Consider the following 22633-nt stretch of genomic DNA (forward strand, 5'->3'; position numbering starts at 1 on the left):
CGGCTCAGAGCTCTTCGCCGAACGCGCGCAACGCATCCACCTGCAGCGGATCCAATGACGGGCGGACGGCCTGGCGCGCGGCGGCGAGGTCCGCGGCGGTGACGTCGGCCGCGTCGATGGAACGGCGCATCGCGGTCAGCGCCGCCTCGCGCAGCAATGCCACGCAGTCGGCGGCGCTGTAGCCGTCGAGCCCCGCGGCCACCTCATCCAGGTCGACGTCGGCGCTGAGCGGGATGGACTTGCCTGCGGTGCGCAGGATCTCGAGGCGCGCCTCGGCATCGGGCGGCTCGACGAACACCAGACGTTCCAGCCGGCCCGGGCGCAGCAGCGCCGGATCGATCAGATCGGGGCGGTTGGTCGCCCCCAGCACCACCACGTCACGCAGCGGCTCGATGCCGTCGAGCTCGGTCAGCAGGGCGGCGACCACCCGATCCCCAACACCCGAATCGAAGCTTTGCCCGCGTCGGGGCGCCAGGGCATCCACCTCGTCGAGAAACACCAACGACGGCGCCGAATCGCGGGCCCGACGAAAAAGCTCACGGACGGCTTTTTCCGAGGAGCCAACCCATTTGTCCATCAGCTCGGAGCCCTTGACCGCGTGCACGCTCAACTGCCCGGTGCTGGCCAATGCCCGGACCACGAAGGTCTTGCCGCACCCGGGAGGGCCGTAGAGCAGTACCCCCCGCGGGGGCTCCACCCCTAACCGGGCGAACGTGTCCGGATGCTGCAAGGGCCACAGCACCGCCTCGGTCAGGGCCTGCTTGGCCTGGGCCATGTCCCCGACATCGTCGAGGGTGATGCTTCCCACCGCGACCTCCGAGCTCGCCGAACGCGACAGGGGGCGGATGACGGTCAGCGCGCCAAGCAGGTCTTCCTGGTTGAGCTCTGGTGGCTGACCATCGGTACTAGCTCGCGAAGCGGCCCGCAGCGCCGCCTCGCGCAGCAGCGCGGCCAGGTCGGCAACTACGAACCCCGGCGTCCGGCTGGCTATTTCGTCAATATCCAAGTCGCCGGTAGGTACGTGCCGCAGCAGGGCTTCCAGCAGGGCCTTGCGGGTGGCCGCGTCGGGCAGCGGCAACCCCAATTCCCGGTCGCACAGGTCGGGCGCGCGTAACCGGGCGTCGAGCTGGTCGGGCGCGGCGGTAGTGGCGATCAGCACCACGCCATCGGTGGCGACCGCGGTGCGCAGCTCGCCGAGGATCAGCGCGGCAACCGGTTCCGCGGTGGCCGGCAGCAGCGCGTCCACGTCGGTGATCAACAGCACCCCGCCGCCGTCGCGAACCGTCGCGACGGCGGCGGCCACGGCCTTGAGCCGATTCTCCGGGGCCAGCGCACCAACCTCGGGACCGTCGAGTTCGACCAGCCGGCGTCCGGCACACACCGCGCGCACCAGCGTCACCTTGCCGACGCCAGCCGGACCGGACACCAGCACGCCCAGATTGGTGCCCGCACCCAAAGACTGCAGTAGATGAGGTTCATCGAGGGCGAGCTTGAGCCATTCGGTGAGCTTGGCCGCCTGCGGCTGGGCACCCTTGAGCTCCTCGACCTGGATCTCCGGGGTCGCCACGCTGACCCGCTCGGCCTGGGATGACTGCGCGGTGTGGGGCACCCCGGTGCCCCAGGTGACCAACGTGTTCGGCTGCACACTGACCGGCGCATCGGGATCGACGCAGGTGACGGTCAACAGCTCCGATGTCCAGCTGATGCCGACCGCCGACGCCAAGGCCTGGCTGGCGGCCGAAGTCGAGGTGCCCGGGCCCAGGTCGCGGGGCAACAGCGACACCGCGTCGCCGACGGTCATCACCTTGCCCAGCAGCGCCTGGCGCAAGGTGATCGGCGAAAGCGATTGGGTGGCCAGCGACGAGCCGCTCAGCGTCACGGTCCGTGCACCGTAGACGGTGACCGAGTTGACCAGCACCGCAGTGCCTTCGCGTAGTCCGGCGTTGGACAGGGTCACGTCGTCCAGCAATATGGTGCCGACCGGGACCTGGTCATCAGCCATGCCGGCCACCGCCGCGGTCGTTCGGGACCCGGTCAACGAAACCGCATCCCACTCCCGGATCCCGAGGGCGGCAATGGCGCTCGGGTGCAACCGCACCACGCCGCGACGTGAGTCCACCGCCGACGTGTTCAGCCGGGCGGTCAGCGTCAGCTGTGGAGCCCCATAGGGGCTGGTCACAACCGCCCGCCCGGCTTGCGCAGCCCCAGCCGCGCCACCGAACGGCGCGCCACCGACCGGCGATGCGGCTGCGCTCTGCGAATCGCGCGCCGCGCGGCGCGTCGTTGCTTGGGTTTGTCGCCCCACACCTCGGGATGCTCGGCCAGCCAGCGCTTGCTGCGCACCGCGAACGGAATGTGACACACGTAGGCGATGATGATCACCCAGATCAAGATGTAGGGAGCCAGCACCGCGGCGGCCGCCATGATGGCCAGCACCGCCAGCAGCACCGCGGCCAGATTGGGCGGCACCGCCACGGCATGCATCTTCTTCATGGGGATCCCGCTGACCATCAGCATCGATGTGCCGGTGATCCAGAAAGCCAGGAACCACACCGAGGTCCACCAGCCCTCACCGAACTGCATCTTCAAGGCCAGCAGGCCGATCATGGAAACCGCGCCCGCCGGTGCGGGCATTCCGACGAAGAATTCGTGTGCGTACGCGGGCTGGGTGCCGTCATCCAGCAGCGCGTTGAAGCGCGCCAGCCGAAGCACGACGCACACCGCGTAGAGCAGCACCACAACCCAACCGACCTGCCACTTCGACAGCATCGTGACATAGAGCACCAGCGCGGGCGTCACGCCGAAATTCACCGCATCGGCCAGGGAGTCGATTTCTGCGCCCATGCGCGACTGGGCGTCCAGAATGCGGGCCACCCGGCCGTCGAGTCCGTCCAGAATGGCCGCCGCCGCGATCAGCGCCATCGCGGGCACCGGCTGGTGTTCGAGGGCGAATTTGATCGAGGTCAGCCCGGCGCAGATGGACAGCACCGTCATTGCGCTGGGCAAGATCTGCAGGTTTACCGCGCGCCTGCTCCGAGGCTTGGTCGTCATGGCAGGTCAGCCAATATGGTCTCGCCGGCAATCGTGCGCTGGCCAACTATGACCACCGGCTCGGTGCCCGGTGGCAGGTAGGTATCCAGGCGAGAGCCGAAACGGATCAGACCGTAAGTGTCGCCGATCGCCAATTTGTCTCCGACGTGTGCGTCGCACACGATGCGGCGCGCTACCAGCCCGGCAACCTGTACCGCGACCACTTCAGCACCGTTGGCGGTGCGGATGCGCACGCTGTTGCGTTCGTTGTCGTCGCTCGCCGCGGGCAGGTCGGCCGACCCGAAGCGGCCGGGCCGGTGCTGGACGGCGACGACCTCGCCGCTGACCGGGGCCCGCTGCACGTGGGCGTCGAATACCGACAAGAAGATGCTGACCCTGGGGAGCGGCGCGTCGCCCATACTGAGTTCGGCCGGTGGTGCCGCGGTGTCGATCACGCAGATCACGCCGTCGGCGGGTGCCACGATGGCGCCGGCCCGGCTCGGTGGTACCCGGGGCGGGTGACGGAAGAAGCCGGCGCAGGCGCCGGCGGCCAGCAGCCCCGTCCGGCGCGCCCAGCGGTGCCGGTATCCGACACCGGCCACGGCTAGGCCCGCAGCGATGAAGGGGCGCCCGGCCGGGTGTATCGGCGGGATGGTGGATCGCACCAACGCCAGCAGATGCTGCGGGCTCAGAGTCGGTTCCGCGGAGGATGAGTCGGAACGGCGGGGACGTCGTGCCACGCGGCCATCTTACGGAGCGCCGTGGCGGTCAGTGTACGGACGGCGCCCCGATGTGCCTGAGCACACCGGGGCGCCGTCAACAAGGTCATGCGCCGTCGTGCCCGTTCTCGCCTATCAGTGTGCCGCCAGTGCCTCCCGTTCCGGCGGTGCCCGGTGGCAAACCAAGACCGAGAATGCCTCCATTGCCGCCCGTGCCGACCAACTGGGCGTCGCCGCCCTTGCCGCCGTCACCACCCGGCGCAGCCCCGAGGCCGATCCCGCCCGCGCCGCCGTTGCCGCCGTCTCCGATCAGGGCGCCGGTGCCGCCGTTGCCGCCGTCCCCGGAAGTGATACCGCCAAAGCCGCCGTCGCCGCCGGTCCCGCCGTCGCCAAGGAGCCCGCGAGCCCTGCCGCCGTCGCCGCCGGTCCCGCCGGTGCCGCCACCTGCGCCGTTTCCGCCTGCCCCGCCGGACCCGCTGAGCCCGCCGCCGTCGCCTCCGGTTCCGCCGTTCCCGCCGACTGCCGCGCCGACCGCGCCGGTCCCGCCGGCCCCGCCGTCGCCGAAGAGCATGGCGGCGTTGCCGCCGGATCCGCCGGCCGCACCGGCAGCGACCGTGCCGCCGCCTCCGGCGCCGCCGGCTCCGCCGTCGCCATAGACCACGCCGGCGTTGCCGCCGGCCCCGCCGGCACCACCGCCGCCTCCGCCGCCGCCGACGCCGGCCCCGCCGGCCCCGCCGGTACCGGAGAGGGCGCCAGCCGAGCCGCCGGCTCCGCCGGCCCCGCCGGTGTCGAGGCCGATCGCGCCGGCTCCGCCGGCACCGCCGGCACCGAAGAGAGTGGCGGCGCCGCCCCCGGTGCCGCCGGCGCCACCGACAGTCTGGCGGGCTCCGCCGGCCCCGCCGGCGCCACCGGTGCCGGAGAACACGCCGGCGTTGCCGCCGGCTCCGCCGGCCCCGCCTTCGGTGCCTGCGGGAGCGATGCCACCGGCGCCGCCGGCCCCGCCGTTGCCGGAGAACGCCCCGGCGGCACCGCCGTCGCCGCCGGCTCCGCCGGCCCCGCCAGTCACCAGGCTGAACCCGCCGGTGCCGCCATTGCCGCCGGCCCCGAACAGTCCAACGCCTCCAGCGCCGCCGGCCCCGCCGCTCTGGCCGCCTCCGCCCTCACCGCCGGCACCGCCGGCGGTGAATAGACCTGCCATGCCGCCCGTGCCACCGGCCCCACCGAGAACGGCCCCGATTCCGCCGGTGCCACCGACCCCTGCGCCGCCCGACAGCAGCCCCGCGGCCCCGCCGTTGCCGCCGGCCTGGCCGGTTCCCAGGCCGTTGACCGCGCCGGAACCACCGGCGCCACCGTTGCCGAACAAGATCCCACCGTCGCCGCCGTTGGCCCCGGTTCCCGCGGCGCCGTTGGCGCCGTTGCCGATCAGCGGGCGATCCAGCAGCGCCTGGGTGGGCGCGTTGATTAAGTCGAGAAGAGCCTGGTTTGACGTGGCCAGCCCGGGAGCGCCGGCTTCGCCCGCTGTCCCAGCTGGGACGCCCAAGCCGGGATTGCCGCCGTTGCCGCCGGTTCCGAATAGCTGGGCGTCACCGCCTCGGCCCCCGTTACCGCCGGGGTCCACGGTGCCGGATCCGCCCGCGCCGCCGTTGCCGCCGCTGCCGATCAGTGCTGCCTTGCCGCCGGCCCCACCGTCGCCGCCGGCCCCACCCGCGGTGGCCAGGCCGCCGTTGCCGCCGGTCCCGCCGTCGCCGAACAGGCCGGCGGCGTTGCCGCCGTCGCCGCCGACACCGCTGACGGTGCCCACGGCGCCGTTGCCGCCGGTCCCACCGGAGCCGGCGAGCCCGCCGCCGGTGCCTCCGCGGCCGCCATCGCCGCCGGCGACGGCGCCCGCGGCGCCGTGGCCGCCGGTCCCGCCGGAGCCGAAGAGCGTTGCGGCATCCCCGCCGTCGCCGCCCTTGCCGCCGGCAGCAGCGCCGCCGATGCCGCCGGCCCCGCCGTCGCCGTAGACCATGCCGCTGTTCCCGCCGGCGCCGCCGCTGACTTGGCCGAAGCCGCCCGACCCGCCGGCTCCACCGGCGCCGAACAGGGCGCCGGCGCTGCCGCCGATGCCGCCGGCCCCACCGGCATCGAAGCTGGTTCCGCCGGCCCCACCGACCCCGCCGGTGCCGACCAGGTCGGCGGCGTTGCCGCCGGCCCCACCTGCACCGCCGGCGCTGGTCGCGACTCCGCCGGTGCCGCCGGCCCCGCCGTCGCCGTGGAACAGGCCGGCGTTGCCGCCGGCCCCACCGGCCCCGCCGCTGCTGCCGGGGATGTTGCCGCCGGCCCCGCCGACGCCGCCGTCGCCGTAGAAGGTGCCGGCGTCGCCGCCCTGCCCGCCCGCGCCCCCGGCAGTCGCTCCGCCGCCGCCGAGCCCGCCCGCGCCACCGTTGCCGAACAGCAGGCTGGCCCCGCCGGCCCCGCCGGCCCCGCCGGCCCCGCCGGTCCCGCCGACCGTGGCGTTGGCCATTCCGCCGGCGCCGAACAGCCCGAGGCCGCCCGCACCGCCGGTGCCACCGCTGGCGCCCACCCCACCGGTGCCGCCGGCCCTGCCCGCGCTGAATAGCCCACCGGTTCCGCCTTGGCCGCCGGCTCCGACGGCGCCGGCCGCTCCGAGGCCACCCGAGCCTCCCGCGCCGGCCGTGCCGGCCAGCAGCCCGGCGGCGCCGCCGTTGCCGCCGGCCCCGCCGGTGAGGCCGGTCGCGCCCGATCCGCCGGCCCCGCCATTGCCGATCAGTATTCCGCCGTCGCCACCGCTCGCGCCGGTTCCCGCGGCCCCGTTGGCTCCGTTGCCGATCAACGGGCGATTCAGCAGCGCCTGGGTGGGGGCGTTCACCAAGTTGAGCAGATTTTGCGACGCCGCCTCGGCGCTCGCGTATGAGCTCGCGCCGGTGGTCAAGGCCTGCACGAATTGATCATGAAATAGTGCCGCTTGGGAGCTGACTGCCTGGAAAGATTGGCCGTGCGCGCCGAAAAGCGCCGCGATCTGCATTGATATCTCATCGGCGGCGGCGGATATCACCGCGGTCGTCGGGGCGGCCGCCGCATAGCTGGCCTGGCCGATGGTGTTGCCAATACCGGCCAAATCCGTTGCCGCCGCGCTCAATAAATCTGGTGTCGCTATCAGATAAGACATGCGTATCCCGTTCGTTTCCCTGGCTTTTGGCGATTAAGCAGCAGTCGAACGGATCGTATTTGTTTCGCATTCTTGATCACTCTGGAGATCTGTCAAGAGTTATCAAAACGTTATATTTAGTAGGCTAAATGTAAAGCCTTTTTACAGAGGCGGGTTTATGCCAGATCCATAAATGTAATTGTCGAGACAATATCGTCTCATTTTTGCGTTCGGTATCTCATTTTCTGGGGATAGTCGATCCGCGGGCTCCCGGCCTGGATCCGGGGCGCGATCAGTCGGGCGTTGGACCGATATCGGGCGCGGTCGCCGTGGTTTAGGTCAAATCCCAGACTTGTACCTGGGTTCCGGCGGACACCTCCACATCATCCTCCGGAATCTCCAGCAAGGCGTTGGCCGAGGCCAGCCAGCGCAAGTGGTGCGAGGCCGGCGGCCCGTAGCTGGTGACCTGTCCGGTGCCTATGTCGAGGATCGCGCGCCGGAACTGCCGCTTGCCGCGCGGTGAGGTGACCGTCTCGGTCATCACCGCGGTCCGCTGTGGTCGCCGCGGATCCGGCAGACCCATGGTCAGGCGCAGCGCGGGACGGATGAACACCTCAAAGGACACCAGCGCGCTGACCGGGTTGCCGGGCAGGGTCACGATCGGCGTGCCGGCCACCAGGCCGACGCCCTGGGGCATTCCCGGTTGCATCGCCACCTTGACGAACTCGACGCCCTGATCGCCTTCGCGGCCGAAGGCGTCTTTGACAACCTCATAGGCTCCGGCACTGACGCCCCCGCTGGTGATGATCAGGTCCGCGGCACCCGCGTGTCGGTCGAGAATCGCGACGAACTGCGCGACGTCGTCCCCAGCGGTGTCGGTGGCTACCACGACCGCACCGGCGTCGCGGGCCGCGGCAGTCAGCATGACCGCGTTGGACTCGTAGATCTGTCCGGGTTGCAGTGGCGTGCCCGGCGGTACCAGCTCCGTGCCGGTGGAGACCACCAGCACGCGCTGGCGGGGGATCACGCTGAGCTCGGCCAGCCCCAGCGCGGCGGCCAAGCCCAGCGCTGCCGGTGTCACCAGCTGGCCGGCTTGCAGGACGGTGGTACCGGCGGCGACATCTTCACCCGCGCGCCGGATGTGCTTGCCCGCGACAGCGGGCTGGCCGATCTGTACCGTCTCGAGGCCCCCGTCGGTGGCTTCCACCGGCACGATCGCCGTCGCGCCGGCGGGTACCGGCGCCCCGGTCATGATCCGGTGCGCCGTCCCCGGGTGCAGCCTCAGTTGGTCGACGCGCCCCGCCGGAATGTCCTCGGCCACTGGCAACACCACCGGGTGCTGCGCACTCGCGCCCACGGTGTCCTCGGCCCGCACCGCGTAGCCGTCCATCGCGGAGTTGTCGAACACCGGTAGCGGCAGTGAGGCGACCACGTCGTCGGCGAGCACCAGGCCCTGCGCTTGCTGCAATGGGACCTTGGCGACGGGACGGGCCCGGACCATGTTGGTGACGACCCGCTGATGCTCCTCGACCGACCGCATGCGGCCATTATCGGCCCGCTAGACGGGGAAGCTGACCCCGGTGAGCTCCTCGGAGACCGTCCAAAGCCGACGTTGCAGGTCCTCGTCGTGAGATTGAGCGCTGGACTGGACGATTTTCGGGTGGCCGCGCTGCTCGGCGAAACCGTCCGGACCGTAGTACTGGCCGCCGGCCGCCGAGGGATCGGTGGCGGCGCGCAGCGTCGGCAGAGCACCCATCTGCGCGCTCTGGAACAGCGCCGGGCCGAGAATGTTGGCTAGCGGAACCAACATCCGTGGCAGGTTTCGGGCCAGTTCGGTATTGGAGCCGCCGGGGTGGGCCGCGACGGCGATCGTCGCGGCCTGGGAGTCCGCCGCGAGCCTGCGCTGCAGCTCGTAGGTGAACAGCAGGTTGGCCAGCTTGGACTGTCCATATGCCGCGACTCGGTTGTAGCTGCGTTCCCACTGCAGATCGTCGAAGTGGATCGCGGCCCGAATGCGGTGGCCCAGGCTGCTGACCGTGATCACCCGCGAGCCGGGTACCGGCAGCAGGTGATCGAGCAACAACCCGGTCAGCGCAAAGTGGCCCAGGTGGTTGGTGCCGAACTGCATCTCGAAGCCGTCCTTGGTCACCTGCTTCGGTGTCCACATCACGCCGGCGTTGTTGATCAGCAGGTCGATGCGTGGGTAGGCCGAACGCAATGCATCGGCGGCGCTGCGCACCGAGTCCAGTGAGCTCAGGTCCAGGGCCTGCAACGTGACGTCGGCCTGGGGCTTGGCCGCAACGATCTGTGCCACGGCGGCGTTGCCCTTCTCGGGGTTGCGTACCGCCAGCACGACGTGGGCGCCGCGGCCGGCCAGCGCCTCGGCGGTGTGGTAGCCGAGCCCGGTATTGGCGCCGGTGACCACCACCACCCGGCCGCTTTGATCCGGGATGTCGGAGGCCGACCAATGACTCTTGGCTTTCCCTTTAGCGCTCATGGCCAGAACATACTCACTTCCGGCCCGGGCGGCCCGGCCGCCAGAACTATTGGACCCAGAAGTTGTCGTGCGCGACGAAGAACTCCCGGCGTTGGTCGTCGGTCATGTCGGCCAGGCCCGGGAACCCCTCGAAGTAGTCCTCGCGCGGGGCGCCGGGGGCGAACAGGATCAGGATCGATGCCGGCTGGTCGGACTCGTTGCGGAAGCCGTGCACTCCGCCGGGCGGTACATAGAGGTAATCGCCGGCGGATGCGTCGACCCAGTCTCGCCCGTCGTGCATGCGCATCGACCCGGACAGGACGAAGAAGGACTCCGACATCGTCTTGTGGAAATGCGGACCCGGCCCACCTCCGGCCGGTGCGATATCGACGCGGTAGAGCCCAAAATCGCCGTCAGTGGTTTTCTGGGTGGCCAGGTAGTGGTACTTGGTGCCGCCCAACTCCAGGTTGGGAGGTTCGTCCCGACGTTTCAGCCGAGCACTGACCTCTCCCTTCTCGCCGGTGTAGCGCGCTGGCGGATAGGGCGGGTAGGCAGGCATGGCGAGCGACATCACCCCAGTGTGGCCCAACGCTTCACGCGACAGGCTGTTGTTCGGGCCGAGCGCCCGCCCGCCGCGGCGCGCGCCGTATCGTCGGCGGGTGGGGGCGTCCTTGCACTCGACATAGGCGAGTGCTAAAAATGACGTTGGCACTCGCGACCCGCGAGTGCTAGGTCGGGACGGTGAGAACGGGCCTGGTCGTGATCTGCGACCTGGCTTCGGTCGTCCGTCGCGGGCACTGCGCCCGGCCAGCGTAAGTAACGGGGTTGCCATTACCCGGTGACCCCCGTTTCATTCCCAATCCGGAGGAATCACTTCGCAATGGCCAAGACAATTGCGTACGACGAAGAGGCCCGTCGCGGCCTCGAGCGGGGCCTGAACGCCCTCGCCGACGCGGTAAAGGTGACGTTGGGCCCCAAGGGTCGCAACGTCGTCCTGGAGAAGAAGTGGGGTGCCCCCACGATCACCAACGATGGTGTGTCCATCGCCAAGGAGATCGAGCTGGAGGACCCGTACGAGAAGATCGGCGCTGAGCTGGTCAAGGAAGTTGCCAAGAAGACCGACGACGTGGCCGGTGACGGCACGACGACGGCCACCGTGCTGGCCCAGGCGCTGGTCAAGGAAGGCCTGCGCAACGTTGCGGCCGGTGCCAACCCGCTCGGTCTGAAGCGCGGCATCGAGAAGGCAGTCGAGAAGGTCACCGAGATCCTGCTCAAGTCGGCCAAAGAGGTCGAGACCAAGGAGCAGATCGCGGCGACCGCAGCCATCTCCGCCGGCGACCAGTCGATCGGCGACCTGATCGCCGAGGCGATGGACAAGGTGGGCAACGAGGGCGTCATCACCGTCGAGGAGTCCAACACCTTCGGCCTGCAGCTCGAGCTCACCGAGGGGATGCGGTTCGACAAGGGCTACATCTCGGGCTACTTCGTCACCGACGCCGAGCGTCAGGAAGCGGTCCTGGAGGACCCCTACATCCTGCTGGTCAGCTCCAAGGTGTCCACTGTCAAGGACCTGCTGCCGCTGCTGGAGAAGGTCATTCAGGGCGGCAAACCGCTGCTGATCATCGCCGAGGACGTCGAGGGCGAGGCGCTGTCCACCCTGGTCGTCAACAAGATCCGTGGCACCTTCAAGTCGGTGGCGGTCAAGGCCCCCGGCTTCGGTGACCGCCGCAAGGCGATGCTGCAGGACATGGCCATCCTCACCGGTGGTCAGGTCATCAGCGAAGAGGTTGGCCTCTCCCTCGAGACCGCCGACATCTCGCTGCTGGGTAAGGCCCGCAAGGTCGTCATCACCAAGGACGAGACCACCCTCGTCGAGGGCGCCGGTGACTCCGACGCCATCGCTGGACGGGTGGCCCAGATCCGCGCCGAGATCGAGAACAGCGACTCCGACTACGACCGTGAGAAGCTGCAGGAGCGCCTGGCCAAGCTGGCCGGCGGTGTTGCGGTGATCAAGGCCGGGGCTGCCACCGAGGTGGAGCTCAAGGAGCGCAAGCACCGCATCGAGGACGCGGTCCGTAACGCCAAGGCTGCCGTTGAGGAGGGCATCGTCGCCGGTGGTGGCGTCGCCCTGCTGCACGCGGTCCCGTCGCTGGACGAGCTGAAGCTATCCGGTGACGAGGCCACCGGCGCCAACATCGTCCGGGTGGCTCTCGAGGCTCCGCTGAAGCAGATCGCTTTCAACGGTGGCTTGGAGCCCGGTGTGGTGGCCGAGAAGGTCCGTAACTCGCCCGCCGGTACCGGCTTGAACGCCGCCACCGGTGTGTACGAGGACCTGCTCAAGGCCGGCGTTGCCGACCCGGTCAAGGTGACCCGTTCGGCGCTGCAGAACGCGGCGTCCATCGCGGGTCTGTTCCTGACGACCGAGGCCGTTGTCGCCGACAAGCCGGAGAAGGCGGCCGCTCCCGCGGGCGACCCGACCGGCGGCATGGGCGGCATGGACTTCTAAGTCCGCAAGGCGCGCAAGTTCGCAAGCACGAAAAAGCCCGGTTCCCTTCGGGGGGCCGGGCTTTTTCGTGTGTGTACGGGCGCGCTAGGAAGGCTCGGAGAACACGACGCAGTCATGCAGGCAGCCGCTGGCTGTGGCGGCAGAGTCGGCGTTGCGGTGCAGCAACGCCTTGGTGGGCAGCACAGCGCACTGGGCCGTTTCGGTGCCGGCGTCGGATACCTCGGCGCGCCCATCAACGATCAGCGAATAGCCGCCGGGTTCGGGTGGCGGCCACAGGAGCGTGGCATCACCATGGCTGGTCAGGTTGGCGCGGGTGCGGCCGCCGATCAGCCCGACCTCGATGACCGCGCGCGGTCCGTCCGGTCCGTCGGGCAGGCCACGCAGCACCGGTTCCACGGTCACCGTGTGCACGTGGTGGTCGTCGTCAACGGTGATCAGGTAGGCGAACGGGTAGTCGGTCAAGGCGTCGGCCAACCGCTTGAGGTCCACCTTCTTGGCAGCCATGCAATCGAGGATAGATGCCGGCCGGATGGGGTGTGACTACTCCGTGCGCAGCGGCAGCTGGATGTCGGCTTCGCTGTCAGCCGTCTCGCGGTTCGGATAGAAGCTGGACCTGGGGATGCCCGCACCGGCGTTTGCCGGCGCTTCACGGGTGGCGACGCTTCGCGCACCCGCATCGCTGTTAGCCGAGTTGTACAGGCCGGAGTATCCGGCAGCCGGGCTGCGTAGGCCCGCGCCCGCGGTGGAGCCACTGTTTGCACCCGCAGAGACGGGGCCGGCGTCGGCAGCCGCCGCCGCTACCGGCGCCGCGGCCGCGGGAGCGGCGGCAGCCGGGGTGGCTGCGGTGGGGGTCAATCCGCCGGCCAGCGCCGGATTCAGGCCGCCGGTGTGTGCCAGCGCCGAACTCAGGATCCCCGAGCTCAAGGTGGCCGTGCCGCCCGTTGCGTAGGTGGCCGAGCTGGCCAAGCTGGTAGAGCTTGCCATGTCGCTGCCGTGCATCGATTGCCACATGCCGCTGCTCATGCTGGCGGTGCCGAAACCGGTGCTCATGCTCCCGGAGTTGCCCAGGCCCGAATTGAGGGAGCCTGAGTTGCCGATACCCATGTTTCCGTTGCCGGAATTGAAGAAGCCGACGTTGCCGGTGCCCGAGTTTCCGATTCCGACGTTGCCGCTACCCGAGTTGAAGCCGCCGAAGCCGAACTGATGATCGCCGGTCAGGCCGAACCCGAAGTCGCCGTTGCCGGTGTTGCCGAAGCCGACGTTCCCGCTGCCCAGGTTGCCCAACCCGACGTTGCTGTTACCGGTGTTGCCGCTACCGATGTTGCTGCTTCCGGTGTTACCGGTGCCGACGTTGCTGCTTCCGGTGTTGCCGCTGCCCCAGTTGTTGTTGCCGACGTTGTTGTTGCCGACATTGCCGGTGCCGCTGTTGCCGAAGCCCAGGTTGATCTGGCCGTTCTTGCCGATGTCGATACCGAGGTTGCGCAGCACCTGCTTCCAGGGCGCCAGCGCCGAAGCGGCCGCCGACGCTTCGGCGTGGTAGGCGGCCATGGCCGCCACGTCGAGCGCCCACATCTGCTCGTAGGCGGCCTCGATGTCCATGATCGCGGGGGTGTTGAAACCCAGCCAGTTCGTGGCCGCCAGCACCTGCATCAGCCCGCGGTTGGCCGTGACCACCGCGGGCTGCACCGTCGCCGCCAGAGCCGATTCGAACGCGCCTGCCGTGACAGCGGCCTGTGCGGCCGCCTGCTCCGCCTGTGCCGCAGCCGCACCGAGCCACGCCATGTATTGGGTGGCGACAGCCATCATGGCTGCCGCCGAGGGGCCCAGCCATGAGCCACTGGTCAACTCGGAGGTGACCGAGCTGAATGACGACACCGCTGACGCCAATTCCTCGGCCAAACCGCCCCAAGCCGCGGCAGCGGCAAGCAGCGGCCCCGCTCCGGGACCGGCGAACATTAGTGCCGAATTAATCTCTGGCGGCAACCACGCAAAATGCGGGTTTGTCACCAGCCCAAACTACCTGGCGACGGCCGCTACCGTGGCCGTATCGGCATCGGAAAAATGTCGATCCATAGGGGGTTTACAGGAACCCCCAAGTTCCCTCACGCCGGGACCGGGGCTGGCTGCCGTCCGCGGACCAGCTTGCCGGGCCGGGCAGCGGTCGGCACCCCGTTCTCGGCGATCACCTGACCCGATACCACGGTTGCAACATAGCCCTCGGCGGTCTGATCCAAGCGCCGCCCGCCCGCGGGCAGGTCGTACCTGATGACCGGCTTGTGCAGTCGGAGTGCGGCGTGGTCGATGACGTTGAGGTCGGCCTTGTAGCCGACCGCGATGCGTCCGCGGTCGCCCAGGCCGGCCACCCGGGCCGGCACGGATGTGAGTTCGCGGACGGCTTCGGCCACGCTGAATCGCCCGGATGCCCGATCGCGAACCCAGTGCGTCAGAAAGTAGGTCGAGTAGCTGGCGTCGCAGATCATCCCGTAGTGGGCGCCCCCGTCGCCGAGACCGAGCACCACGTCTTCGCGATGCAATAGTTTGCCGACAGTGTCCAGCGAGTTGTTCTCCATGTTGCTGGTCGCGACCAGCAACATGGCGTGCCCGTCGTCGTCGAGCAGCCGGTCGTAGGCCTCCTCCATCGGGCTGACGCCGCGGGCGCGAGCCCGAGCCCCGATGCTGTCGGCCGCCGCCGGCTCGTAGTTGGGGTCCTCAGTCAGCGGAAAGATCCAGTCCCAGGCCTGCGCCACATACAGAATCGGATGCCCGACGCCGGGCTTATCGGCCAGGATGCGGGCCCGGACGTCGGGTTTGCGCATTTCGGCGACACGCTCGGCCAACGGCAGATGTGCGATCTCGCGGTAGCTGGGATAGAGCACAAATGGGTTTGCCGACAGCTGCAGTCCGATGATCAGCCCGATCGGACGGGGCAGTAGCTGCGCGGTGAAGCGGGTTCCCTCGCCCGCGTTCTTGTTCGCGTTCTCGACCATTGTGATGGCATCGGGCCAGCTGGGTTCGCCGACGTTGCCGACCACCAACGAGAACGTGACTGGCAGCCCGACCTCCTCGGCGACATCGAACACGGTCTGCAACACCGGCTGGTAGCCGCCGGCTGGGATGTCGGGCACAAACTGCAACAGGCCACCGCCGCCGTCGACGACGCCCTTGGCGATCTCTTCGATCTCCGCACGGGCGGCGTCGTAGCTCGGAATCGGCGATCCGCTCTCGGTTTTGTGGATGGTCAGCCGCGACGACGCGAACCCCAGCGCACCGATCTCGATGGCCTGTTTGGCCAGTGCCCGCATGGTGGCCAGGTCTTCGGGGGTGGCCGGCTCGCGGTCGGCGCCGCGCTGACCCATGACATAGACCCGCAGCGGGGAGTGCGGCAGAAAGGCGGCCACATCGATGTCGCGTGCTCCCGCCTCCAACGCGTCCATGAATTCGGGGAACGTCTCCCAGGTCCAGGGCAGGCCATCGGTCATGACAACGCCGGGGATGTCCTCGACACCGGCCATCACGTCGACGAGCACGTCGTGGTCCTGCTGGCGGCACGGCGCAAAACCCACCCCGCAATTGCCCATCAGCACGGTCGTCACGCCGTGCGCCGATGATGGTGTCAGTCGGTCTGACCAGATTGACTGACCGTCGTAGTGGGTGTGCAGGTCGACGAACCCCGGGGTGACCAGCAGGCCGCTGGCGTCGATCACCCGCCCGGCGGCGTCGCCGTTGACCGAGTCGTCGGGTGGCCCGACGGCCACGATGATGCCGTCGCGTACCGCGACGTCGCCGACGTACGGCTCACCCCCCAGCCCGTCAACGATGGTTCCGTTACGGATGAGGAGGTCGTAGCTCATCTAATCAATTTACGACCGCGGCGGTCGGTGGTGCCAGGTCCGATGGCGCTCGTAGAGTCGGCCGTATGGCTACCTCCGATGCCGCGGCCCGCGAGCTGCTGCGCGACGCGTTCACCCGAGTGATCGAACACGTCGATGAACTCACCGACGGTCTGACCGAGCAAGTGGCCAACTACCGGCCAACACCGGCCGCCAACAGCATCGCCTGGCTGATCTGGCACAGTGCGCGGGTCCAGGACGTCCAGGTGGCCGACATCGCCGGGGTCGAACAGGCGCGGACTCGTGATGGCTGGGTGGACCGGTTCGGGCTGGACCTGCCCCGCGGCGACACCGGCTACGGGCACGGCGCGCAGGATGTGGCTAAAGTGCGTGCGCCGGCCGAGCTGCTGGCCGACTACTACCACGCGGTGCACGCCCTGACGCTGCAGTACGTCGCGGGTGTGACCGCCGAGGAACTGTCCCGCGTGGTGGACACCCATTGGGATCCGCCGGTCACCGCGAGCGTCCGATTGATCAGCGTGGTCGACGACTGCGCCCAACACCTGGGACAGGCTGCCTACCTGCGCGGGATCGCCCAGTAGGTTCTAGGCGTGCGATTGCTTGCGACGGTGGTCTTATGGCTGGCCACCACGGTCGCGCTGGCGGTGGCGGTCCCGGCCGCGTGGGCGCAGACACACATCATCGATCGTGACGGCTACACCGCGCTGGCCGGCCGGGCCGCCGATGATCCGGTGCTGCAGTCGGCGATGGCCGCTGAACTCAGCACCCGTGCCATGGCGCTCATCGCCAAGCGCGGCGGCCAGCACGACGCGATCGACGGGTCGGCGGTGCAGGAGGCGGCCATGTCGTTTACCGCCAGCGCAGCATTTCCGCCGTTGTTCGCTCAGGCGAATCGGGTGGCACACGACTGGTTGTTCAGCGAAGCGCAGTCCGCGGCCGACGGCGAGCGCTGGGTGGTCGACCTGGCGCCGATGCTCAACGACAGTTCCATCCAGCAGGTCTTGAGCAGCTATCACGTGACGGTGCCCGACACCTTGCGAGTTCCGTTGACGGTGTCGACTCCCCAGCCCCTGCATCAAGGCCAATTGCGCCGAGTCGCGGTCTGGGGTCCCTGCGTCAGCATCGGGGCGGCGGCCCTCGCGGTGGTCTGCGGGCTGCTGACGCTGATCACCGCCCGCCGCCGCGGCAAGGCGCTGAGTAGTCTGGGTGTCTCGGCGCTAATGGTCGGCGCTGCCGGCTGGGCGGGCATCGAAGTCGGCGGCCGATACGTCAACGAAGCGCTCAACCGCACCACGGGTGACATCCGCCGCATCGCCGATGTCATGGTCAATACCGCGGAGGGCAGCCTGCATCTATGGCTGAATTTGACGCTGCTTGCCGGCGTCGCGCTGGTGGTGGTGGGTGCCGTGGCCGCGATGATCAAGAGCCTGTGGAACTAGCGCCGGACGGGTCAGCGTAGCGGCAGCTCGGCCAGCACCGTGCCGGTCGGCTTGGTCGAACCCGTGCCGGGCTCGACGGTGAACGCCAGCGTCGTCGAGTCGCCGAGATAGGTCAGCGTCGCTTTTGTCGACGGCGTGACCGCCGTGGGGCCCATGGTTCCCGCCGATGTCGGCCCCTTGGCGTCGACCAGCCACATCTGATAGACGGTGCCCGGAGACGGCGGCGGCACATTGTTCATCACCAACACACCCGCGTTGCGATCGCGGGAGAACATCACGGTGGCCGTTCCGCCGCCGAGCCGGCCGGAGACCGTCTGCACATCCGGCGCGGCCAGCACCTGCTCGGCGACCGTCGGCGATGCCGACGGTCGGGTCAGGACGCCCAGGCCGAACGCGCCCAGCCCCACCGCGATCGCCGCGGCGGAAGCGAAAACTGCAGTGCGCCAACGTGGTTGACGGCGGCTCTGAGCGGGCTCCGCGGCTGCGAGCAGCGCCTGGCGCAGCTCTGCTGGTGGCTGCGCGGCCGTGGCGGCCGATACCACCGACATCGTTTCGCGCACCGACCGAACTTCTTCGTCGAATGCGGCGGCCACCGGCGCCGGTGCTGCGCTAAGCTGGCGCTCGATGTCGAGTCTCTCCTCGTCGGAGACCGCATGCAGGGCATACGGTGTCGCCAGCTCGAGCAGTTGGAAGTCGGTCGGCTCGGTCATGACGCATCCAGGCAGTTGCGCAGACCGCGCAGCGCGTCGCGCATGCGTGATTTGATCGTCGAAAGATTGGTGGCCAACCGCTGCGACACTTCGGCATAGGTCAGCCCGCCGTAGTAGGCCAGCTCGATGCACTGCCGCTGGGTATCGGTCAGCCCATCCAGGCACTCCACCACCCGGCGACGTTCATCACCGGCGATCGCCGAATCGGCGACCACGTCACTGGCCAGATCGACATTGGCCGCGCCATAGCGCGACTCCCGCTGGCTGCCGGCCTGCTCGGCGCGCACCCGGTCCACCGCGCGCCGATGCGCCATGGTCAGCAACCAGGCCAGGGGAGAGCCCTTGGTGGCGTCGTAATCCGATGCCGTCCGCCACACCTCGAGATAGATCTCCTGGGTGGTTTCCTCGCTGTAGCCGGCATCACGCAACACCCGTGCCACCAGTCCATACACCCGCGTACAGGTGTGGTCGTAGAACATGGCGAACGCGTCGCGCTCGCCCCGCGCGATCTGGCGCAATAGGGCGTTGAGGTCGTCGCTGCGCCCCGGCGGTCCGGTCATCGATCGGTAGCCTATCGCCAGTTGGCGCCAAGATCGTCGGGCCGGTCATTGATGACGCGCCGATCGAGGCGGCCGGGGCACGAAATACGCCGTCCGCCGTTGATATTCGCCGAATCCGGGACGATCCTTCATGTACTTCTCGGTCAGTCGCGCGCCGCTGACGTCGACCAGGAAGTACGTCATCAGCAGCGGTGAGCCCACGGTGATCAGCGGGACCCAGCCGGTGATGGTGACCAGCCACAATCCCCACCAGACGCAGGCGTCGCCGAAGTAGTTGGGGTGGCGCGTCCAGGCCCACAGGCCGCGATCCATGATGGCGCCCCGGTTGGCGGGGTCGGCCTTGAACGCCCGCAACTGGTGGTCGCCCAGGGCCTCGAAGACGACGCCGAGCAGCCACACCGCTACGCCCAGCGCCCCGACGGCCAGCAGCGGCTTCGGCGTCGGCCCGGTGACGGCAGACAGCTGCAACGGGAAGGAGATGAACAGCGTCAAGAATGCTTGCAGCACGAACACTTTGCGCACCACCTGCCCCAGCGTGGCGCCGCGGAGCAGATCCGTGTAGCGCGGATCTTCTCCCTTGCCGACCGTCTTGCGGTGGATGTGCCAGCTCAGCCGCAAACCCCAGATAGCCACCAGCGCCAGCAGTAGCCACCGGCGGGTCGGGTCGCCGCTGCCCAGTACCGCCGAAACGGCGGCAACGGCGACGAACCCCAGACCCCAGGCCGCGTCGACGACGTTGTAGCGGCCGATGCGGTGGCCGATCGCAAATGTCACCGAATGCACGACGATCAGCGCGGCGGCCGATGCGCCGGAGATCAGCAGAATTCCGTCTCCGATCACCGGCCATCCTCACGTTCGAACGTCCACTGGTAGACGTCGAGGTAACCCGACCGGAATCCGGCCTCCGAGTAGGCCAAGTACAGCTCCCACATCCGTTTGAACACGTCGTCGAAGCCCAACTGTGCCAGCTCACCCTGGCGCTGCAGAAACCGCTCCCGCCACAGCCGCAAGGTCTGCGCGTAGTGCGGTCGTAGTGAGGCCGTGTCGATGGTGCGCAAGGCGGTGTGGCGCTCGGTGATGTCTGCGATCGCCTGGGTGGACGGCAGCAGTCCGCCCGGAAAGATGTACTTCTGCACCCAGGTCAAGGTATTGCGGCTGGCCAGCATCCGGTCATGGGGCATGGTGATCGCCTGGATCGCCACCTTCCCGCCCGGCCGTACCAGCCGCTGCAGCGCGGCGAAATACTTTGGCCACGAGTGGTATCCGATCGCCTCGATCATCTCGACGGAGAGCACGCTGTCATAGGCTGCGCCCTCGCTGCCGACATCGCGGTAGTCGCACAGGTCGATCTGGACCAGATGGGATAGGCCCGCCTCGGCGACCCGCCTGCGCGCCAGCCGCTGCTGTTCGACCGAGAGGGTTATCGATCGGACCTGCGCGCCCCGCGACGCCGCCCGGATGCACAGCTCGCCCCAGCCGGTGCCGATCTCGAGCACCCGGCTACCGTCGCGAACCTCGGCCATATCGAGTAACCGATCGATCTTGCGCCGTTGGGCCGCAGCCAGATCCGGCCAGGCGGCGGGTAGCTGGTCGAAGAGCGCCGACGAATACGTCATGGTGTCGTCGAGGAACTGCGCGAACAGCTCATTCGACAGGTCGTAGTGTTCGGCGATGTTGCGCCGGGCCTCATCGCGGCTGGGGTCTCGCCAGCGCGGCCGAAAAGCCGGTGCAATGGGTCGCAGCCACTGGAGGGAGGGTGGTATCAGCTCGGCCACCGACTCGGCGAACACCGTCAGCGCCGCGGCGAGATCGTTTGATGACCACTCCGCGGCCATGTAGGACTCGCCGAAGCCGATCAGGCCGTTTCGCCCGATCCGCCGGGCCAGCGCGGCCGGCTGGTGCACCACGATGGTGGGCCCATCGGCGGCACCGATCGAGGTGCCGTCCGGGTAGACCAGTCGTAGTGGCAGGCGGGCAACCGCGCGGCGCAGCAGGCGGTGCGCGATTGCGGCAGCCACCGCGGAAAGCGGGCCCGACGGCGGCTTTGCCACCGCCGGCCAGCGCCGCGAATCGATGACTTCGGAGCGTTCTTGGAGGGGCTCGCGGACGGTGTCGACACTCATCGCGGTACCACCGGAACTCGACGCAACCACAATTTGATCCCCTGTATCCGGATGCGGGCGGCCACCACCAACGGGGCCAACGGCGCAATGATTTGCATGATCGCGACTTGCTTGGTTGTCGCTGGTAGTCGTTTCCCGTGCAGGTTGGCGGTGAAGCTCTGCCGGTTCTCGCGGTGCAGCGAAACCGTGACGTCCACCTCGGCTTCGGGCCGTGGCGCTTGTATCAGGTAGTACCCGTCGACCTGGTTGAACGGTGAGACGTAGAAATTCTTGACGGCGGCCACCGGCAGCTCGGCCGGCGGTAGCAGGTAGGCATGGCGTCCCCCGTAGGTGTTGTGCACCTCTGCCACCACGTGGCGCAGCCTGCCGTCGCGGTCGTGGCACCAAAAGACGCTCAACGGATTGAAGACGTAGCCGAATACGCGCGCCTGCAGCAGCGCGGTCACGCGGCCGTCAGGGATTTCGGCGCCCTGTTCGGCGAAGAAAGCCTCCAGGCGGTCCCGAAGGGATCCCTGCGGCGGGGAGATGAAGTGGTCATCGGCGTGGAACCGGGCCATCGGCCGTAGCCACCACGGCAGCCGGGGTAAGTCGTCAACGTCGACATACCAGCTGTAGCTGCGGTATCCGAACGAGTGGTGCACCGGGACCCGCCGCGCATGGGTGATGGTGGTGCGGTAGATCGCCGGTGCCATTACCCGGGTTTGAGTCAGCATGACAACATCGCCTCCGGTCGGGTTCGGGCCGGCCAGTCGGCTCCGAGCCGCCGCGCCGCGCGTAGTCCCGATGCGGCGCCGTCCTCGTGGAATCCCCAGCCGTGGTAGGCCCCGGCGAACACCACCCGATCGTCGTCGAGCGTCGGCAAAACACGCTGGGCGGCAACCGATTCCGGCGTGTAGAAGGGATGGCTATAGGTCATCTCGGCGATCACCGATCGGGTATCCACCCGGTCGTGGCCACCGAGGGTGACCACGAAACGGCGGTTGCCGCCAATGCGCATCAACCTGCTGACGTCGTAGCTGACCACCACATGGTCCTGTCCGGGGGCCACCAGGTAGTTCCACGATGCCCGGGCCCGGTGGTGCCGTGGCAGCACCGATTCGTCGGTGTGCAGCAGGGCGCGATTGGTCGAGTAGGGGATTGCCCCCAAGACGTTGCGCTCCCAGGTCGTCGGATCATCGAGCAACAGCAGGGCTTGATCGGGGTGCACGGCGACGACAGCGGCATCGAAACAGCGGGGCGCGTCGCCACCGGCCCGTATCACGACCCCGTCGGCCGTCCGGCGCAGCGAATGCACCGCGGCGCCGGTGCGAACCTCGTCCAGACTCGAGGCGATGGCACGCACATAGTTGACGCTGCCGCCGGTGACAGTGCGCCACGTCGGTGACCCGAACACCGACAACATGCCGTGATGCTCGAGAAAGACGAACAGATACAGGGCCGGGTAGCGCAACGCATCGCCAGCGGCACACGACCACACGGCGGCCACCAACGGCGTGATGAAGTAGTCGACGAAGAACGACGAGAAGCGGTGCCGCTTGAGAAACGCCTCCAGCGTCTCCAGATCGTCCCCAGCGCTGCCGGCGGTGTCCTCGCGCAGCAATCTGGAGGCGGCCCGGTGGAAGCGCAGGATCTCGGCCAGCATCATCAGGTAGCGCGGCCGCAATGCCGCCGAGCAGGCAAACAGGCCGCGCGGTCCCAGCGCTCCGGCATATTCGAGCCCGATGTCGTCGGCGCGCACCGACATCGACATCTCTGACTCTTGGGTGGCCACGCCGAGCTCGGCGAACAATCGGCACAGCGTCGGGTAGGTCCGGTCGCTATGGACCAGAAACGCCGAATCGACGCCCACGAACGTGCCGTCGCCGGCGTCCAGACAGTGGGTATGGGCGTGTCCGCCGAGTCGGGTGTCCGCCTCGTAGAGGGTGACCCGGTCACGTCCGGACAGCAGGTAGGCGGCGGTCAGTCCGGCGACGCCGCTGCCGATGACGGCTATCGAACGCTGGGTGAGAGTTTTCTGCTGCACATGAGGTATTCGGAGCCGCCGGCCGCTTGGTTGGCCGCTCCGGAAATG

19 protein-coding genes are annotated in these 22633 nt (G+C 68.9%); 3 read left to right on the forward strand and 16 right to left on the reverse strand.

The features are described 5' to 3' along the window. Positions 1–4: 4 nt before the first annotated feature. The 7 genes from MPSD_RS04340 to MPSD_RS04370 form a co-directional block, all read right to left on the reverse strand. Positions 5–2179, reverse strand: coding sequence for an AAA family ATPase (locus tag MPSD_RS04340; protein ID WP_086085298.1), 2175 nt, complete (start codon positions 2177–2179; stop codon positions 5–7). After that, positions 2176–3051 (reverse strand): CDP-diacylglycerol--serine O-phosphatidyltransferase, encoded by an 876-nt coding sequence (pssA, locus tag MPSD_RS04345; RefSeq protein ID WP_020728031.1) that lies wholly within the window; start codon positions 3049–3051, stop codon positions 2176–2178. The genes MPSD_RS04340 and pssA overlap by 4 nt, the downstream gene beginning before the upstream one ends. Then, positions 3048–3770: a phosphatidylserine decarboxylase gene (locus MPSD_RS04350; protein WP_084472646.1), complete on the reverse strand. Its 723-nt coding sequence runs from the start codon at positions 3768–3770 to the stop codon at positions 3048–3050. The genes pssA and MPSD_RS04350 overlap by 4 nt, the downstream gene beginning before the upstream one ends. An 85-nt stretch (positions 3771–3855) precedes the next feature. Then, positions 3856–6918 (reverse strand): PE family protein, encoded by a 3063-nt coding sequence (locus MPSD_RS04355; protein ID WP_119571704.1) that lies wholly within the window; start codon positions 6916–6918, stop codon positions 3856–3858. 313 nt (positions 6919–7231) lie between these two features. After that, positions 7232–8437: a molybdopterin molybdotransferase MoeA gene (gene moeA / locus MPSD_RS04360; RefSeq protein WP_020788757.1), complete on the reverse strand. Its 1206-nt coding sequence runs from the start codon at positions 8435–8437 to the stop codon at positions 7232–7234. Between the two features lie 18 nt (positions 8438–8455). Next, complete coding sequence (locus MPSD_RS04365; RefSeq protein ID WP_015354420.1) at positions 8456–9394, reverse strand: SDR family NAD(P)-dependent oxidoreductase; 939 nt, start codon at positions 9392–9394, stop codon at positions 8456–8458. Positions 9395–9440: 46 nt separating this feature from the next. After that, entirely contained in the window at positions 9441–9944 is a 504-nt protein-coding gene (locus MPSD_RS04370) for a cupin domain-containing protein (RefSeq protein WP_036427526.1), read from the reverse strand. 309 nt (positions 9945–10253) lie between these two features. Here MPSD_RS04370 and groL point away from each other — a divergent pair, with 309 nt between their 5' ends. After that, entirely contained in the window at positions 10254–11879 is a 1626-nt protein-coding gene (groL, locus tag MPSD_RS04375; protein ID WP_015354422.1) for a chaperonin GroEL, read from the forward strand. Between the two features lie 84 nt (positions 11880–11963). Here the strand turns inward: groL and MPSD_RS04380 are convergent, their stop codons facing one another. The 3 genes from MPSD_RS04380 to MPSD_RS04390 form a co-directional block, all read right to left on the reverse strand. After that, positions 11964–12383 carry a pyridoxamine 5'-phosphate oxidase family protein gene (locus tag MPSD_RS04380; protein ID WP_015354423.1) on the reverse strand — a complete coding sequence of 140 codons (420 nt, stop codon included), beginning with the start codon at positions 12381–12383 and terminating at the stop codon, positions 11964–11966. Between the two features lie 36 nt (positions 12384–12419). After that, entirely contained in the window at positions 12420–13886 is a 1467-nt protein-coding gene (locus tag MPSD_RS04385; RefSeq protein WP_012392709.1) for a capsule stability/integrity protein PPE10, read from the reverse strand. A gap of 95 nt (positions 13887–13981) precedes the next feature. Continuing rightward, the gene (locus MPSD_RS04390; protein ID WP_020788755.1) at positions 13982–15730 is read right to left on the reverse strand and encodes an N-acyl-D-amino-acid deacylase family protein; all 1749 of its coding nucleotides are present in this window, start codon (positions 15728–15730) and stop codon (positions 13982–13984) included. Between the two features lie 65 nt (positions 15731–15795). On the opposite strand from MPSD_RS04390, the gene MPSD_RS04395 reads away from it, so the two are divergent. Next, the gene (locus MPSD_RS04395; RefSeq protein WP_020788754.1) at positions 15796–16311 is read left to right on the forward strand and encodes a mycothiol transferase; all 516 of its coding nucleotides are present in this window, start codon (positions 15796–15798) and stop codon (positions 16309–16311) included. Between the two features lie 9 nt (positions 16312–16320). After that, positions 16321–17169: a hypothetical protein gene (locus MPSD_RS04400; RefSeq protein ID WP_086085296.1), complete on the forward strand. Its 849-nt coding sequence runs from the start codon at positions 16321–16323 to the stop codon at positions 17167–17169. 11 nt (positions 17170–17180) lie between these two features. Here the strand turns inward: MPSD_RS04400 and MPSD_RS04405 are convergent, their stop codons facing one another. Genes MPSD_RS04405 through MPSD_RS04430 form a run of 6 tightly spaced genes read right to left on the reverse strand, consistent with a single transcriptional unit; the run spans position 17181 to position 22585 of the window. After that, positions 17181–17879 carry an anti-sigma factor gene (locus MPSD_RS04405; RefSeq protein ID WP_086085295.1) on the reverse strand — a complete coding sequence of 233 codons (699 nt, stop codon included), beginning with the start codon at positions 17877–17879 and terminating at the stop codon, positions 17181–17183. Further along, positions 17876–18439, reverse strand: coding sequence for a sigma-70 family RNA polymerase sigma factor (locus tag MPSD_RS04410; protein ID WP_011739564.1), 564 nt, complete (start codon positions 18437–18439; stop codon positions 17876–17878). Before MPSD_RS04410 ends, MPSD_RS04405 begins: the two co-directional genes overlap by 4 nt. A 45-nt stretch (positions 18440–18484) precedes the next feature. Further along, entirely contained in the window at positions 18485–19258 is a 774-nt protein-coding gene (locus MPSD_RS04415) for a DUF1295 domain-containing protein (RefSeq protein WP_119571754.1), read from the reverse strand. 17 nt (positions 19259–19275) lie between these two features. Next, positions 19276–20562 (reverse strand): class I SAM-dependent methyltransferase, encoded by a 1287-nt coding sequence (locus MPSD_RS04420; RefSeq protein ID WP_020788750.1) that lies wholly within the window; start codon positions 20560–20562, stop codon positions 19276–19278. Further along, on the reverse strand, positions 20559–21275 hold the full coding sequence (locus tag MPSD_RS04425) for a DUF1365 domain-containing protein (RefSeq protein WP_020788749.1): 717 nt from the start codon (positions 21273–21275) through the stop codon (positions 20559–20561). Before MPSD_RS04425 ends, MPSD_RS04420 begins: the two co-directional genes overlap by 4 nt. Further along, positions 21269–22585 carry an NAD(P)/FAD-dependent oxidoreductase gene (locus MPSD_RS04430; RefSeq protein ID WP_086085293.1) on the reverse strand — a complete coding sequence of 439 codons (1317 nt, stop codon included), beginning with the start codon at positions 22583–22585 and terminating at the stop codon, positions 21269–21271. Before MPSD_RS04430 ends, MPSD_RS04425 begins: the two co-directional genes overlap by 7 nt. Positions 22586–22633 lie beyond the last annotated feature (48 nt).

The organism is Mycobacterium pseudoshottsii JCM 15466, from assembly GCF_003584745.1.
Taxonomy (GTDB): domain Bacteria; phylum Actinomycetota; class Actinomycetes; order Mycobacteriales; family Mycobacteriaceae; genus Mycobacterium; species Mycobacterium marinum.

Coding starts and splice junctions, on each gene's coding strand:
- pssA (WP_020728031.1), bottom strand. CDS start 3,051: ATGACGACCAAGCCTCGGAGCAGGCGCGCGGTAAACCTGCAGATCTTG.
- MPSD_RS04355 (WP_119571704.1), bottom strand. CDS start 6,918: ATGTCTTATCTGATAGCGACACCAGATTTATTGAGCGCGGCGGCAACG.
- moeA (WP_020788757.1), bottom strand. CDS start 8,437: ATGCGGTCGGTCGAGGAGCATCAGCGGGTCGTCACCAACATGGTCCGG.
- MPSD_RS04365 (WP_015354420.1), bottom strand. CDS start 9,394: ATGAGCGCTAAAGGGAAAGCCAAGAGTCATTGGTCGGCCTCCGACATC.
- MPSD_RS04370 (WP_036427526.1), bottom strand. CDS start 9,944: ATGTCGCTCGCCATGCCTGCCTACCCGCCCTATCCGCCAGCGCGCTAC.
- groL (WP_015354422.1), top strand. CDS start 10,254: ATGGCCAAGACAATTGCGTACGACGAAGAGGCCCGTCGCGGCCTCGAG.
- MPSD_RS04380 (WP_015354423.1), bottom strand. CDS start 12,383: ATGGCTGCCAAGAAGGTGGACCTCAAGCGGTTGGCCGACGCCTTGACC.
- MPSD_RS04390 (WP_020788755.1), bottom strand. CDS start 15,730: ATGAGCTACGACCTCCTCATCCGTAACGGAACCATCGTTGACGGGCTG.
- MPSD_RS04395 (WP_020788754.1), top strand. CDS start 15,796: ATGGCTACCTCCGATGCCGCGGCCCGCGAGCTGCTGCGCGACGCGTTC.
- MPSD_RS04405 (WP_086085295.1), bottom strand. CDS start 17,879: ATGACCGAGCCGACCGACTTCCAACTGCTCGAGCTGGCGACACCGTAT.
- MPSD_RS04410 (WP_011739564.1), bottom strand. CDS start 18,439: ATGACCGGACCGCCGGGGCGCAGCGACGACCTCAACGCCCTATTGCGC.
- MPSD_RS04420 (WP_020788750.1), bottom strand. CDS start 20,562: ATGAGTGTCGACACCGTCCGCGAGCCCCTCCAAGAACGCTCCGAAGTC.
- MPSD_RS04425 (WP_020788749.1), bottom strand. CDS start 21,275: ATGCTGACTCAAACCCGGGTAATGGCACCGGCGATCTACCGCACCACC.